The organism is Algicella marina, assembly GCF_009931615.1.
Lineage (GTDB): Bacteria > Pseudomonadota > Alphaproteobacteria > Rhodobacterales > Rhodobacteraceae > Algicella > Algicella marina.
Map to the genome: position 1 here is coordinate 740,992 of NZ_CP046620.1, position 13,359 is coordinate 754,350.

General features: G+C 64.8%; 13 protein-coding genes. 12 read left to right on the plus strand and 1 reads right to left on the minus strand.

Features of this window, described 5'->3' with window-relative positions:
- The first annotated feature begins 3 nt into the window (after window positions 1-3).
- The 5 genes from GO499_RS03660 to GO499_RS03680 are packed head-to-tail and all read left to right on the plus strand — an operon-like array spanning window position 4 to window position 6,017.
- A complete protein-coding gene (locus GO499_RS03660; RefSeq protein WP_161860915.1) occupies window positions 4-918 on the plus strand; it encodes a carbohydrate ABC transporter permease in 915 nt (304 codons plus the stop codon).
- On the plus strand, window positions 918-2,087 hold the full coding sequence (locus GO499_RS03665; RefSeq protein WP_161860916.1) for an ABC transporter ATP-binding protein: 1,170 nt from the start codon (window positions 918-920) through the stop codon (window positions 2,085-2,087). The genes GO499_RS03660 and GO499_RS03665 overlap by 1 nt, the downstream gene beginning before the upstream one ends.
- Window positions 2,084-3,352 (plus strand): ABC transporter substrate-binding protein, encoded by a 1,269-nt coding sequence (locus GO499_RS03670; protein ID WP_161860917.1) that lies wholly within the window; start codon window positions 2,084-2,086, stop codon window positions 3,350-3,352. Before GO499_RS03665 ends, GO499_RS03670 begins: the two co-directional genes overlap by 4 nt.
- Window positions 3,352-4,932 (plus strand): polygalacturonase PglA, encoded by a 1,581-nt coding sequence (gene pglA / locus GO499_RS03675; RefSeq protein WP_284154882.1) that lies wholly within the window; start codon window positions 3,352-3,354, stop codon window positions 4,930-4,932. The genes GO499_RS03670 and pglA overlap by 1 nt, the downstream gene beginning before the upstream one ends.
- Complete coding sequence (locus tag GO499_RS03680; RefSeq protein ID WP_161860918.1) at window positions 4,926-6,017, plus strand: glycoside hydrolase family 88/105 protein; 1,092 nt, start codon at window positions 4,926-4,928, stop codon at window positions 6,015-6,017. The genes pglA and GO499_RS03680 overlap by 7 nt, the downstream gene beginning before the upstream one ends.
- 9 nt (window positions 6,018-6,026) lie before the next feature.
- Here the strand turns inward: GO499_RS03680 and GO499_RS03685 are convergent, their stop codons facing one another.
- Window positions 6,027-7,388 carry an aminotransferase-like domain-containing protein gene (locus tag GO499_RS03685; RefSeq protein ID WP_161860919.1) on the minus strand — a complete coding sequence of 454 codons (1,362 nt, stop codon included), beginning with the start codon at window positions 7,386-7,388 and terminating at the stop codon, window positions 6,027-6,029.
- Between the two features lie 233 nt (window positions 7,389-7,621).
- Here GO499_RS03685 and GO499_RS03690 point away from each other — a divergent pair, with 233 nt between their 5' ends.
- The 7 genes from GO499_RS03690 (at window position 7,622) to GO499_RS03720 (ending at window position 13,313) form a co-directional block, all read left to right on the plus strand.
- The gene (locus GO499_RS03690) at window positions 7,622-8,104 is read left to right on the plus strand and encodes an MSMEG_0572/Sll0783 family nitrogen starvation response protein (RefSeq protein WP_161860920.1); all 483 of its coding nucleotides are present in this window, start codon (window positions 7,622-7,624) and stop codon (window positions 8,102-8,104) included.
- A gap of 64 nt (window positions 8,105-8,168) precedes the next feature.
- Window positions 8,169-9,143, plus strand: coding sequence for a Nit6803 family nitrilase (locus GO499_RS03695; RefSeq protein WP_161860921.1), 975 nt, complete (start codon window positions 8,169-8,171; stop codon window positions 9,141-9,143).
- Complete coding sequence (locus tag GO499_RS03700) at window positions 9,140-10,261, plus strand: MSMEG_0568 family radical SAM protein (RefSeq protein ID WP_161860922.1); 1,122 nt, start codon at window positions 9,140-9,142, stop codon at window positions 10,259-10,261. The genes GO499_RS03695 and GO499_RS03700 overlap by 4 nt, the downstream gene beginning before the upstream one ends.
- Entirely contained in the window at window positions 10,258-10,803 is a 546-nt protein-coding gene (locus tag GO499_RS03705; RefSeq protein WP_161860923.1) for an MSMEG_0567/Sll0786 family nitrogen starvation N-acetyltransferase, read from the plus strand. Before GO499_RS03700 ends, GO499_RS03705 begins: the two co-directional genes overlap by 4 nt.
- A gap of 2 nt (window positions 10,804-10,805) precedes the next feature.
- Window positions 10,806-11,777: a sll0787 family AIR synthase-like protein gene (locus GO499_RS03710; RefSeq protein ID WP_161863825.1), complete on the plus strand. Its 972-nt coding sequence runs from the start codon at window positions 10,806-10,808 to the stop codon at window positions 11,775-11,777.
- Window positions 11,770-12,048 (plus strand): MSMEG_0570 family nitrogen starvation response protein, encoded by a 279-nt coding sequence (locus tag GO499_RS03715; RefSeq protein WP_161860924.1) that lies wholly within the window; start codon window positions 11,770-11,772, stop codon window positions 12,046-12,048. Before GO499_RS03710 ends, GO499_RS03715 begins: the two co-directional genes overlap by 8 nt.
- Window positions 12,030-13,313: an MSMEG_0569 family flavin-dependent oxidoreductase gene (locus tag GO499_RS03720; RefSeq protein ID WP_161860925.1), complete on the plus strand. Its 1,284-nt coding sequence runs from the start codon at window positions 12,030-12,032 to the stop codon at window positions 13,311-13,313. The genes GO499_RS03715 and GO499_RS03720 overlap by 19 nt, the downstream gene beginning before the upstream one ends.
- The last annotated feature ends 46 nt before the right edge of the window (window positions 13,314-13,359 follow it).

The window sequence follows — 13,359 nt, forward strand, 5'->3', positions numbered from 1 at the left end:
GCGATGGTATCCCTGTCTCCGACAAATGTGGCCGCACAGGTCAACCCCGAGCCGCCGACAGCGCTGGATATCAAGCTGCGCCGCAAGTCACGCTGGAACGCTGCCATCCGCTACTCGCTGCTGATCATCGTCGGCTTCATCATGATCTATCCGCTGCTCTGGCTGATCGGCGCGTCGTTCAAGACCAATGCCGAGATGTTCTCCAGCCCGTGGTTCTGGCCGAAGGAGCCGACGGTGGACGGCTACATTCAGGGGTGGAAAACCTCCACGCCGTATACGTTCGCGACCTTCTTCTTCAACTCCATGCAGATCGCGATACCCAAGGTGATCGGCACGGCGATCTCCTCCACGCTGGTGGCCTACGGCTTCGCGCGGTTCGAGTTTCCGGGCAAGAAGATCGTCTTTGCGATCCTGATCGCCACGCTGCTGCTGCCCGATGTGGTAACGCGCATCCCTCAGTACCTGCTGTTCCGTGAGCTGGGTTGGCTCGATACCTACCTGCCGCTGTTCGTGCCGCAGTGGTTCGCGTGGGAGGCGTTCTTCGTTTTCATGCTGATCCAGTTCCTGCGCGCAATCCCGCGCGAGATGGAGGAGGCGGCGCGGGTCGATGGAGCGACGACCCTGCAAACCCTGATCTACGTGGTGGTGCCGATGCTGCTGCCGGCGCTGGTGTCTGTCTGCCTCTTCCAGTTCATGTGGACGATGAACGATTTCCTCGGGCCGCTGATTTACATCTCGACGGTGGAAAAATACCCGATCAGCCTGGCGCTGAAACTGTCGATCGACGCCACCGAAGCGTTCAACTGGAATTCGATCCTCGCGATGACCGTTCTGGCGCTGACGCCCTCTCTCATCGTGTTCTTCCTGGCCCAGAAGTCCTTCATCGAAGGCATATCGAGCGGAGGCGTGAAAGGCTGATGGCTGAGTTGCATCTGAGATCCGTGCAGAAGGTCTATGGCAACGGCTTCAAGGCGGTGCACGGCATCGACCTGGAGGTGGCCGAGGGCGAATTCATGGTGCTGGTGGGGCCGTCTGGCTGCGCCAAATCGACGACGCTGCGCATGATCGCGGGGCTGGAGACGATTTCCGGCGGCGAGGTGCGGATCGGTGACCGCGTGGTCAACGATCTGGTCCCGGGCAAGCGGGGCATCGCGATGGTGTTCCAGAACTACGCGCTCTATCCGCACATGAAGGTGCGGCGGAACCTCAGCTTCGGGCTGAAACTGAAGCGCAAGCCGAAGCCCGAGATCGAGCGGGCGACGGGCGAGGTATCTGGCATTCTGGAAATCGAGGAATTGCTGGAGCGGTTGCCCAAACAGCTTTCGGGTGGGCAGGCGCAGCGGGTGGCGCTTGGTCGGGCCTTGATCAAGCACCCGGAGGTGTTCCTGTTCGACGAGCCGCTCTCGAATCTCGATGCCAAGCTGCGCGCCTCGATGCGGGTACGGATCACCGACCTGCACAAGCGCCTGCGCGACGAGGGGCGGCCGGCGACTGTTGTCTACGTGACCCACGACCAGGTGGAAGCGATGACGATGGGAGACAGGATCTGCGTCATGAAGGATGGGAAGATCATGCAGGTGGCCGATCCGGTAACGCTGTATGAACGGCCCGCCAATGCCTTCGTTGCCGGGTTCATCGGAATGCCGGAAATGAACCTCGCCGATGCGGTGCTGACCCGCGAGGGCGGGACGCCGCGGCTGACGCTGGCGGGTCAGACGGTGACGGTGGCGGACGGGCTGGCGCATCGGCTGACGCTGGCCGACGGACCGGTAACACTCGGCATCCGTCCGCAGCATGTGAGCGTGGAGGCAGACGGTGCTGCCGATGCCTTCAGCGGCGAGATCACGAACCTGGAATTCATGGGGCACGAGGTGAACCTGCACGTGAAGATCGGCGGTGCCGTCTTTGTGGCGGTCGTGCCATCGGACCGGTTCGACAGGAACTTGCAGCGCCGGGACCGCGTGGCGCTGCGCCCGAACGGAGCGACGATCCATCTGTTCGAGGCGGAAAGCGGGGAGAATGTCTCGCTGGGCGGGGCAGAGAACGGAAGCATCAGGACAACTGAATCATCAGGGAGGAAACGATGAAACTTACCAAATTACTGCTGGGTACAGCACTGGCTTCGTCTTCGCTGGCCGGCGCCGCCGCTGCCGAGGAACTGCGGATGAGCTGGTGGGGGGGTGACAGCCGCCACGAGGCGACGCAGGCGGCGCTGATCGCCTGCGGCGAGAAGCATGGCCACACGATCAATCCCGAGTTCACGGGTTGGTCCGGCCACCTAGAAAAGGTTACCACTCAGATCGCCGGTGGCACCGAGGCCGACATCATGCAGATCAACTGGCCGTGGCTGCCGCTGTTCTCTGCCAATGGCGACGGGTTCGCCGATCTGCGGGAGTTCTCCGACACCATCGACCTTTCCAACTGGACGGATGCCCAGCTTGAGGCGGCTTCAATGGCGGGCAAGCTGAACGGCCTGCCGCTTTCCACCACCGGCCGGGTGTTCATGTTCAACAAGACGATGTTCGACAAGGCCGGAGTCGCGGTGCCGACGACATGGGAAGAGCTGAAGGCGTCTGCCCCGAAAGTGAAGGAGGCGATGGGCGAGAAGGCGTACCCGTTCTACGCCACCGGGCTCGATGCGCTGCTGATCGTATCGCTGGTGGCGACGCAGAACACCGGGAAGGACCTGATTGATCCGGAGACAATGCAGGTGGCTTGGTCGCAGAACGAACTGGCGGCGGCGATCAGCTTCTATCAGGAACTGGTGGACAGCGGCGTGATCCAGAGCTGGAAGGAAGCGGCTTCCGAGGGCAACATTGCCCTGCATGAGAATGCCAACTGGTCCAAGGGCACGATCGGCGGCGCGTATCAGTGGGATTCGACATATTTCAAATATGCCGACCCCTTGGAAGAGGGCCAGGAACTGGTGCCTGTCGAGTTGCTGACGGTAGACGGAGCGAAGACGGGCGGTGTCTACCGCAAGCCGTCGATGGTGTTCTCGATCTCTGCCAATTCCGAAAAGCAGCAGGCGGCGGCGGAGATCGTCAATTGCTTGCTGAACGAGGAAGAGGGCATTGATGCGCTGGGCACCACGCGCGGCCTTCCGGCCTCCAGCGCGGCGTCCGGCAAGTTGCAGGCGGATGGGGCGATCGAGCCCGTGCTGGTCGAGAGCAACAAGATCGTCATGGACAGTGAAGGGCCGAACGTCTCGCCGCTGAATGAGCACCCGGAAGTGCGGGGCATCTTCACGGATACGCTGGAGCTTTTCGCCTACGGCGAGATCGATGCGCAGACGGCGGCCGAGGAGATCATCCTCGGAGTGAACGAGGCGCTGGAAGACTTCCAGTCCTGATGAAGCCGGCGCGCGCGGGCACAGACCCGCGCGCGCTGTTCCCAGACATTCCCTTTTCCGGACCTGCCATGCCGATCCTGTCCATCATTGCCACCAGTTCGCGCACGGCAACGCTGCTGATCGCGCCGCCGGGCACGCGCTACGGGCTTGCCGCACCGATGGCGTGGCAGGTGACGGGTGCCGACGGCAGTGTTGCTGCTGCCGGGGTGGCGACGGTGGCGCCGCTGTTTGTCGAGGGGCTGGAGCCGGATCGCAATTACGTGCTGGAAGTGGCAGGAGAGGCACTGGCGTTTCGCACGCGGGCCTGTGCCGGGCTCGTGCATGCGACCGACTTCGGCGCCGACCCGACGGCGGCAGACAATGCCGCGGCTCTGGCGCGCGCGATTGCGGCGGTGCCCGAGGGTGGAACACTGCTGATTCCGCCAGGCCGGTACGTGACCGGACCGATTTTTCTGAAACCGAGAGTGACCCTGTACCTGCCGGACAGAACCGAGCTTGCTGCACGTGCCGACCGTGCCGGTTGGCCGCTACTGCCCGAGCGGGACGAGCATGGCCGCGTCGTTGGCACTTGGGAGGGGTTGCCGGAGACGTCCTTCGCCGCACCGGTGACGGCGGTCGGCTGCGAGGACGTGACGCTGACGGGCCGGGGCACGATTGATGGCGGCGGCGACCGGGGCGACTGGTGGCAATGGCCGAAAGAAACACGGGACGGTGCGCGGCGGCCACGGACGGTGTTTCTGGCCCATTGCCGAAACGCGCAGATCACCGGGCTGACGGTGCGCAATTCGCCATCTTGGACCGTGCATCCATATCGCTGTGACGGACTGGTGGCGGCGGCGCTGAAGATCGAGAATCCCGCTGACAGCCCGAACACCGACGGGCTGAACCCGGAGTGTTGCGAGGATGTCCGGCTGATCGGGCTGTCCTTCTCCGTCGGTGACGATTGTATTGCAGTAAAGGCGGGCAAGCGCGCCCGGGGGCAGACGGAGCATCTGGCGCCGACACGGCGGCTGGCGATCCGGCATTGCCGGATGGCGAGGGGGCATGGCGCGGTTGTCCTCGGCTCCGAGATGAGCGGTGACATCACGGATGTCGAGATCACCGGGTGCGAATTCGTTGGCACTGACCGCGGACTGCGGATCAAGACACGGCGCGGCAGGGGCGGTTGTGTGGCGCGGGTGCGGATGCGCGACGTAATGATGGACGGGGTGATGACGCCATTGGCGATCAACGCGTTCTATTTCTGCGACCCGGACGGAAAATCAACTGCCGTGCAATCGCGTGATCCGGCCTCGGTGGACGAAACCACGCCGCAGATCTCCGACATCTTGCTTGAGGATGTGGTGGCGGAGAATGTGCACAATGCCTGCGTCGCCGTGCTGGGCCTGCCGGAAGCGCCGGTAAGCGGTGTTCGGCTGGAGCGGGTGCGCTTCGGCTTTGCGCCGGGGGCGGAAGCGGGGGTGCCGCTGATGGCCTGCGGCATTGCGCCGGTGCGCCACGCCAGCGTTCTGGCCCGCTTCGCCGACATAACCACCGATCTCGAAATCAAACCCGTTCCCGAGGAAACCGAGACATGCTGACCGACTTTTTCGACGCCTATGCCCGCAACTACGCGCCGTACAAGGGCGGGAGCTGGTGCTATGAAGATGGCTGCATTTATCGCGGGTTGGAACTTCTGCATCGGGCGACGGAGGAAGACCGCTGGTTGGGGCATCTGCAACGGCTGGTGGACGCGCGGATCGGCGACGGGAGTGAATTGCCGGGGTATGATCCTTCGGAATACAACATCGACAATATCAAGGCGGGGCGCGGACTGTTGTACCTGCACGAAGTCACCGGCGCACCGCGATACCTGCGGGCCGCGGCACATCTGCGGGGGCAACTGGATACCCATCCGCGCACCAAATCCGGCGTCTACTGGCACAAGCTGCGCTATCCCTGGCAAGTGTGGCTGGATGGGCTGTACATGGGGCTGCCGTTCCAGATCGGCTTTGCGCAGGTGACGGATGACAGTAAGGCGGTGGCCGATGCGCTGACGCAGATGGACACGGCATTGCGCCTGACGCATGTGCCGGAGACGGGGCTTTATGCCCATGCCTACGACGAGGCGCGCAAGCAGGCCTGGGCCGACCGGGTGACAGGACATTCGCGGGCGCACTGGGCGCGGGCGCTGGGCTGGCTGGCGATGGCGCTGGTCGATGTGCGGGAACTGGTGGGCGAGGCGGCGTTCGCGCCCCTGCGGGAACGGACAGCGACACTGCTGGCGGACCTGCTGGCACTGCGGCGAGCCGACGGCCTGTGGTTGCAGGTCATCGACCAGCCGAAGCTGGAGGGCAACTACGGCGAGACGTCGGCCTCGGCCATGTTCGTCTATGCCCTGTTGAAGGGCCGGGCGCTGGGGCTGGTGAACGCGCCTGTTGCGGGGCTGCTACCTGCGCTGGAGCGTCGGGCGGTGCGGGATGTGCCGGGCAAGGGAATGCAGATGGTCGAAATCTGCGAAGTGGCGGGACTGGGCATGTTCCAGAACCGCTATCGCGACGGCAGCGCCGGATACTATGTGTCCGAAAGGTTGTGCGCCGATGACGCCAAGGGCGTGGGTCCGCTGATGATGGCCTGTGCGGAAGGGGCGCGGGAGACGGCGGAACTGCGGACGGCGATGAACTGAGCGAATGCCTCAGTAATCCGATTGCAGGATGTGGGCGAGTTGGCCGAGGCCGTCTTCGAGGCGGGGGCGGTCAATCTCTCCGCCGAGACAGACGCGCAGCGCTTCGGTGGGGGTGCCGAGAATGGTAAAGACGTCGGACGGCATGATGCCGATGCTGGCGCCTGCCATGCGACCGACGACATCGGCACGGGAGCGGCCCTCCGGCAGGGTCAGCCAGATGTTGAAGGCGTGGGGATCGGCGGCAAAGGTGAAGCCTTCGAAAACGCGGGCGGCGATCTTCTGACGCTCCGACGTTTCGGTGCGGACGAAGCGGCGGATCTGGTCGGCGGTGCCGTCCTCGATCCAGCGGGTGGCCAGCGCCATCGACACGGGCGAGGGCATCACCGAGATGGATTTCAGGCACTGGGCGAGATCACGGGCAAGCCGTGCGCTGGGCGCCACCGTATATGCCAGCCGCAGCCCCGCGCCGATGCATTTCGCCAGCCCGCCGATATGCCATGTAAGCCCCGGCGCCATGCTGGCGATGGGCGCGGGCGGATGCGGCGGGATGAAGCCGTAGGCATCGTCCTCGATCAGCGGCAGGTCATGCGCCAGCAGAATCTCGGCGATGGCCTGCCGGCGGGCCAGCGAAACCGTGCGCGTGGTCGGGTTGTTGAGCGTGGGGTTGAGGTAGAGCAGCTTGGGGCGATGCGCGGCAATCGCGGCCTCCAGTGCGTCGGGCAGGATGCCCTCGTCATCCTCCGCCAGCCCGACCTGTTGCAACCGCAGCCGCGCGGCGATACCCCGCGTGCCCGAATAGCTGACGCCTTCGGAAAGAATGCAGTCACCCGGTTCGGTCAACAGCATCAGGATCGCCATGATCGTTGGGTGTGCGCCGGGGGTGATGGCGACACGATCCAGCGTCGGCACCATGCCGCGCAGCGACAGCCATGAAGAGGCCGCCTCCTTGTCCACCTGCCCGCCGGTGGAGGACTGGTAGCGCAGCAGGTCGACCATGTTCACCGCCACCGTTTCCAACCCTTCGCGCATCCGTCGCAGAAGATCCGGGTCGGTCGGCTCGGGCGGCAGGTTCATCGTCAGGTCGCGGTCGCCGCTGCGGCGCAACTCGCGCGTCTGGATACGGGCGGAGGCATCGGAAATGAAGGTGCCGCGACCAACATGGCTTTCCACCAACCCGCGGGCGCGCGCTTCGGCGTAGCCGCGCGAGACGGTGGTGAAGTCGACGCCCAGCCGTTCTGCCAGCTTGCGCTGCGGCGGCAGCCTGTCGCCGGGGCGCAGACGGCCGGCGGTGACATCGCGCGCGATGGCGTCGGCGAGTTCCAGATAGCGCGGCTTGCCGCTGCGGTCGGTTGGTGGAGCCCAGTTCAACATTCGCCCTTGATAGACGAGATTCGCCGGTAATTGAAGCGTATTGTATGGAAATAGTTGCGGGAGATATGGCCGCACCAAATGCACTGGGTTCTTTTTTGGCAAGACAGCCCACAACTGCTCAACAAGCGTACAGATTGAGGTAAAAATGATGGATTATTGTATGGAATAATTGACTGGATATCCGCCGGCTCTCACGTTGGGTTCATAACGGATCGCACAACAGGAGAGCCAAGATGCCGGCAGTCACCAAGGAAATGCACAAGGACGGGGACTTTTTCGTCGACTACGAAGAGAAGGTGTTCGAGGACGTGAAGGCCGATGAGGGCGAGAAGGCGCTCGTCACCTTCCACACGGTCGCCTTCGAGGGCTCCATCGGGCTCGTCAACATCCTCAACGCCATCCGCCTCAACCGCAAGGGCTACGAAACCTCGATCCTGCTCTACGGCCCCGGCGTGACGCTGGGCATCCAGCGCGGCTTCCCGACCTTGGGTGATGAAGCCTTTCCCGGCCACCAGAACTTCGCGACCAACCTCAACAAGTTCATGGGCGAAGGCGGCAAGGTCTACGCCTGCCGCTTCGCGCTTCAGGCGCTCTACGGCCACGGCGAGCCGTCGCTGTTGCCGGGCATTACGCCGATCGCCCCGCAGGACGTGCTCGATTGCATCCTGATCCACAAGAAGGCCAACGCCGTCATCCTTGATACCTGGACCGTCTGACCCCCCCCACGGATCCGGGGCGCGCTTGCCCCGGATCCGGCCCCGAAAACCGAAAGAGACCGACATGAGTTCACGCACCGTTCGCGCTGCCGCCGTGCAGATCGCGCCGGATCTAACAAGCCGCGCCGGCACGATGGCCCGGGTGCTGGGCGCGATCGCCGACGCGGCGTCGCAGGGGGCCGAGCTGATCGTCTTTCCCGAAACCTTCGTGCCGTTTTACCCGTATTTCTCTTTCGTCCTGCCGCCGATCAAGCAGGGCAAGCCGCACCTGCATCTCTACGAGGAAGCGGTCACCGTGCCGTCCGACGAAACTCGCGCCGTGGCCGAGGCGGCGGCGCAGGCCGGTGCCGTGGTGGTGCTGGGCGTGAACGAGCGCGATCACGGATCGCTCTACAACGCGCAACTGATCTTCGATGCAGATGGCACGCTGCTGCTCAAGCGCCGCAAGATCACGCCGACCTATCACGAGCGGATGATCTGGGGGCAGGGCGATGGCTCTGGCCTCAAGGTGGTCGAGACGGCGGTGGGCCGCGTCGGCGCGCTGGCCTGCTGGGAGCATTACAACCCGCTGGCCCGCTACGCGCTGATGACCCAGCACGAGGAAATCCACGTCGCCCAGTTTCCCGGCAGCCTCGTCGGACCGATTTTCGGCGAACAGATCGAGGTGACGATGCGCCACCACGCACTTGAATCGGGGTGCTTCGTGGTGAACGCCACCGGCTGGCTGACGCCCGAACAGATCGCCTCCGTCACACCGGATGAGGGCCTGCAGAAGGGCCTGCGCGATGGCTGCATGACCTGCATCATCACGCCCGAAGGCCGCCATGCCGTACCGCCGCTGACGGAAGGAGAGGGCATCCTGATGGCCGATCTCGACATGAGCCTCATCACCAAGCGCAAGCGCATGATGGACAGCGTCGGCCACTACGCACGGCCAGAGCTTCTCAGCCTGCTGCACGACCCCTCACCCACGGTGACGCGCCGCACAAGCGCACCCGAGACCCCGTTTACCCCCATTCCGCTGGAGGCAGAGGCATGAGCACCGGCAGCATCATCAACGACCTGCAGACGCGCGGCATGAGGCTGGTGGACCCGCGCGCCGGCGTCGAGAGCCGCCGCGGCGGCGCCGGCCCGACCGACCACAAGGCAGTGACCATCGGCGACATGACCGTGATGATCCCCGTGCACACCGCCCCGGCCTTCGACAGCCCATACATCGTCGAGGCACCCGATGCGCAAGGCCGCGCGCGGGTGCTGAAGGATGGCGAGTTCTTCGCCGATGTCAGCTTTCCGGCGCGCCCGCGCTTCTACGACCTCAGCACCGCCGATGGCGTACCGTATGGCCATATCGCCCAGCTTCATTCGCGCGATGTGCTGGCCACCACAGTGCTGCAAACCTGCATCCGCTACGAGAGCCGCAAGAAGACCTGCAAGTTCTGCGCCATCGGCCAGAGCCTCGCCGCCGGGCGCACCATCGCCCACAAGAGCCCCGAGCAACTGGCGGAGGTGGCCAAGGCTGCGGTGGAACTCGACGGCGTGAAGCACATGGTGATGACCACGGGCACGCCACCCGGCAAGGATCGCGGCGCAGGCGTGCTGGCCGACAGCGCCGAGGCGATCCGCGCCGCGGTGGACCTGCCGCTGCAGGGCCAGTGCGAGCCGCCGGAGGATGATGCGTGGCTGCGGCGAATGCGCGATGCGGGCATCGACTCGCTGGGCATGCACCTTGAAGTGGTCACGCCGGAACTGCGCGAGGCGATCATGCCCGGCAAGGCGCAGGTGCCGCTGTCGAAATACTTCGACAGTTTCGCCGCGGCGGTCGAGGTGTTCGGGCGCGCGCAGGTCTCCACCTACATCCTCGCGGGTCTGGGCGACACCGAGGAGGCCATCCTGGAGATGTGCGAGAAGCTGGTGGCGCTCGGCGTCTACCCCTTCGTCGTGCCCTTCGTGCCCGTCTCCGGCACCCCGATGGAAAGCCACCCCGCGCCAAGCTCCGATTTCATGGCCCGCGTGCTCGGCCCGCTGGCGCAGATGATCGTCGATGCCGGGCTGCGCTCCGAAGAGATCAAGGCGGGCTGCGGGCGCTGCGGGGCCTGCTCGGCGCTCTCGGCCTTCGAGAAGTTCAGGGTGCCGGCGGGCGAGAGGGTGACGGCATGATCATCGAAAAACCACAGCAGTTCATCACACCGGAATTCCTGATCCGCGCGGCCACGGCGGCGTGGGAAGTCGGAGGCGCAGCATCACTTCGCCACCGGGTGTTCGTTGAGGAGCAAGGGATATTCCAGACCCACGACCGCGACGAAATCGACCACGTGGCGCTGCCGCTGGTGGCGATCTCGACCATTGCTTCGGAGGCCGATGAGGTAGTGGGGACCGTCCGCATCTACGAGGCCGAGCCGGGGCTTTGGTGGGGGTCGCGACTGGCGGTGGCGCCAGCGTACCGGCGCATCGGGCGATTGGGGGCGGAACTGATCCGGCTGGCGGTTTCGTCGGCGCACGGAGCGGGGTGCGAGACATTCCTTGCCCATGTGCAGATGCAGAACGTGCCAATGTTCCAGGCCCTGCACTGGGAAGCCGTTGAAGAGGCGGACCTGCATGGGGTCGCGCACATGAAGATGCGGGCAGATCTGGACTTCTATCCGCCTTTTCTGGAGCCTGAGACTGGCTGGATGGCGCTGACACGGCGGAAGGCCGCGTGACCATGGATTTGCCGGCGCTGGCGGCGACGCTGCGGGCCAACCCCAACATCCGCAGCAAACGGGCGATAGACGTGACCTGCGCCGGACTGGGGTTGACGGCAGCGAGTGCCGGACGACCGGGCGATGACGCGGCGGCGCTGCCCGATGGCGATGGCTGGCTGTTGTTCGCGGCCGAAGGTTTCATGAACGAGTTCGTCAATGCCGCGCCGTGGTTCGCTGGCTGGTGCGCGGTAATGGTCAATGTGTCGGACATCCTGGCAATGGGCGGACGGCCGCTGGCGGTGACCGATGCGGTCTGGGCCCCGGACGGGGCGGCGGCGGCGGAGATCCTGGCGGGAATGAAGGCGGCGAGCGAGGCCTATGGTGTGCCGATCGTCGGTGGGCATTCGAACCTCGACACCGACCGGCGCCAGTTGGCTGCGGCGATCATCGGGCGGGCGAAAGCGTTGATCACGAGTTTCGATGCGCAGCCGGGCGACGTGCTGATCGCGGCGGTGGATCTGCGCGGGGATTATGCCGAAGGCAGCGACAACTTCCCCGCGTTCATGAACGCGCCCCATTCGCGGCTGCGTGGTGACATGGCGATCCTGCCGGAACTGGCGGAGGCCGGGCTGGCGCATGCGGGCAAGGATATCAGCCAGGGAGGGATCGCCGGAACGGCGGTGATGCTGGCCGAATGTTCCGGCGTAGGTATCGAGATCGACGTGACGGCTTTGCCGAAGCCTGACGGGGCGGACGTGGCGCGGTGGATGGCAACGTTTCCGAGTTTTGGTTTCCTGCTGGTAGCGCGGCGCGAGGATGCGACGGCCGTGGTGGAGAAGTTCACCCGGCGCGGTGTTGCGGCGGCGCTGGCCGGCCGGGTGACGGCTGGGACGCAGGTGGTGCTGCGGGACGGCGATGCCTGCGAGGTTTTCTGGGATCATGCGGCCAACCCCTACCTGGGACTGGTGCGAAAGGAGCCGGCGAATGCCTGAGATAGAGTTTTCCATACGTTGGCCCGATGGCTCGGAGGAGTTGTGCTACTCCCCCTCGACAGTGCTGCGTGAATTCTTCCGGCCCGGGGCGGAGTACAGCATCGCCGATTTCCTGAAACGCTGCCGCTCCGGCCTCGGTATGGCCTCGCAACGGGTGGAGGCGAAGTTCGGTTTTCGCTGCACGTCTGCCGACGCTCAACTGAAGCGGCTGGAGACGGTCGCGGCCCGCTACAAACCCGAGGAGATCGTGCGATGTCTGTCCATCAGTTGAATGCCGAGACGCGGAGCCGGACGGATGTCATCGTCATCGGCGCGGGGCAGGCCGGCATGTCAGCCAGCTATTATCTGTGCCGCGCCGGCATCGAGCATGTGGTTTTCGAGCGCAGTGAACGGTTTCATACATGGAAGAACGAGCGCTGGGATACTTTCTGCCTTGTGACGCCGAACTGGCAGTGCCGCCTGCCGGACTTTCCCTATCGCGGGAAGGATCCCGAGGGTTTCATGCTGAAGGACGAGATCGTCGACTACGTCGAGGGGTTCGCCGGGAGTTTCGACGCGCCGCTGTGGGAAGGTGTGCGGGTAACGCGGGTGGCGGAACTGGCCGAGGGTGGTTTCGAGGTGGATACGACGGCGGGCAACTGGCATGCGGCGCATGTGATTGTCGCGAGCGGCGGCTATGACACCCCGATATTGCCAGCCTTTGCCGGACGGCTCGATGACGGTATCAAGCAACTGCATTCGCGCCATTACAAGCGGCCGGAGGACGTGCCGGAGGGCACCTGTCTTGTCGTCGGCACGGGCCAGTCCGGCGTGCAGATGATGGAGGACCTTTGGATCGCCGGCCGCGACGTGCGGCTGGCGGTCGGGCCCGCGCCCCGGTCTCCGCGCCGGTATCGCGGGCGGGATGCGACGGACTGGCTGTACGAGATGGGGCATTACGATCAGACGATCGACCAGCAGCCGGATCCGAAGGCGACGGAGGCCAAGACCAACCACTACATGAGTGGGCGTGACGGTGGCCACGAGATCGACCTGCGGCAGTTCGCGCGGGACGGATTGCAGCTTTATGGTTCGGTCTCGGACATGGAGGGTGGGGTGATCCGGTTCCTCCCGGATCTGGAGAAAAACCTTGATGAGGCCGACAGAAGCTACATGGGCATTCGCGATGCAATCGATGTTCATATCTCGGGGCAGGGGCTGGATGTGGCCCCGGCACCAGCGTTCGAGAAGGTCTGGCGGCCGGAGCGGGAGGTGACGGAGATCGACGCGGTGGCGGAGGGGATCACCTCTGTCCTGTGGTGTATCGGCTTCCGTCCGGACTATTCATGGCTGAAGGTCGATTGCCTTGACGAGCGCGGCAAGCCGGTACACCGGCGCGGGGTTTGCGCGCGGGAAGGAGTTTATTTCCTCGGCCTCGGCTGGTTGAACAAGTGGGGCTCCGGTCGGTTCCTGTCGGTTGCGGAGGATGCGGAATTCGTCGTGGGATGTATTGCCGAGCGCCTGCGAGGTGGCGCGGAACGGCGGGCGCGGGGGTGATCAATGCGCCATCGGCCGCGTATCGGGGTTTGAGAACTCAGTAAGT

Excerpts from the sequence above, each read along its gene's own strand:
- GO499_RS03700 (WP_161860922.1), top strand. The coding sequence starts at position 9,140 with ATGAGCACCGGCAGCATCATCAACGACCTGCAGACGCGCGGCATGAGG.
- GO499_RS03680 (WP_161860918.1), top strand. The coding sequence starts at position 4,926 with ATGCTGACCGACTTTTTCGACGCCTATGCCCGCAACTACGCGCCGTAC.
- GO499_RS03715 (WP_161860924.1), top strand. The coding sequence starts at position 11,770 with ATGCCTGAGATAGAGTTTTCCATACGTTGGCCCGATGGCTCGGAGGAG.
- pglA (WP_284154882.1), top strand. The coding sequence starts at position 3,352 with ATGAAGCCGGCGCGCGCGGGCACAGACCCGCGCGCGCTGTTCCCAGAC.
- GO499_RS03685 (WP_161860919.1), bottom strand. The coding sequence starts at position 7,388 with ATGTTGAACTGGGCTCCACCAACCGACCGCAGCGGCAAGCCGCGCTAT.
- GO499_RS03690 (WP_161860920.1), top strand. The coding sequence starts at position 7,622 with ATGCCGGCAGTCACCAAGGAAATGCACAAGGACGGGGACTTTTTCGTC.
- GO499_RS03710 (WP_161863825.1), top strand. The coding sequence starts at position 10,806 with ATGGATTTGCCGGCGCTGGCGGCGACGCTGCGGGCCAACCCCAACATC.
- GO499_RS03670 (WP_161860917.1), top strand. The coding sequence starts at position 2,084 with ATGAAACTTACCAAATTACTGCTGGGTACAGCACTGGCTTCGTCTTCG.
- GO499_RS03705 (WP_161860923.1), top strand. The coding sequence starts at position 10,258 with ATGATCATCGAAAAACCACAGCAGTTCATCACACCGGAATTCCTGATC.
- GO499_RS03665 (WP_161860916.1), top strand. The coding sequence starts at position 918 with ATGGCTGAGTTGCATCTGAGATCCGTGCAGAAGGTCTATGGCAACGGC.
- GO499_RS03660 (WP_161860915.1), top strand. The coding sequence starts at position 4 with ATGGTATCCCTGTCTCCGACAAATGTGGCCGCACAGGTCAACCCCGAG.
- GO499_RS03695 (WP_161860921.1), top strand. The coding sequence starts at position 8,169 with ATGAGTTCACGCACCGTTCGCGCTGCCGCCGTGCAGATCGCGCCGGAT.
- GO499_RS03720 (WP_161860925.1), top strand. The coding sequence starts at position 12,030 with ATGTCTGTCCATCAGTTGAATGCCGAGACGCGGAGCCGGACGGATGTC.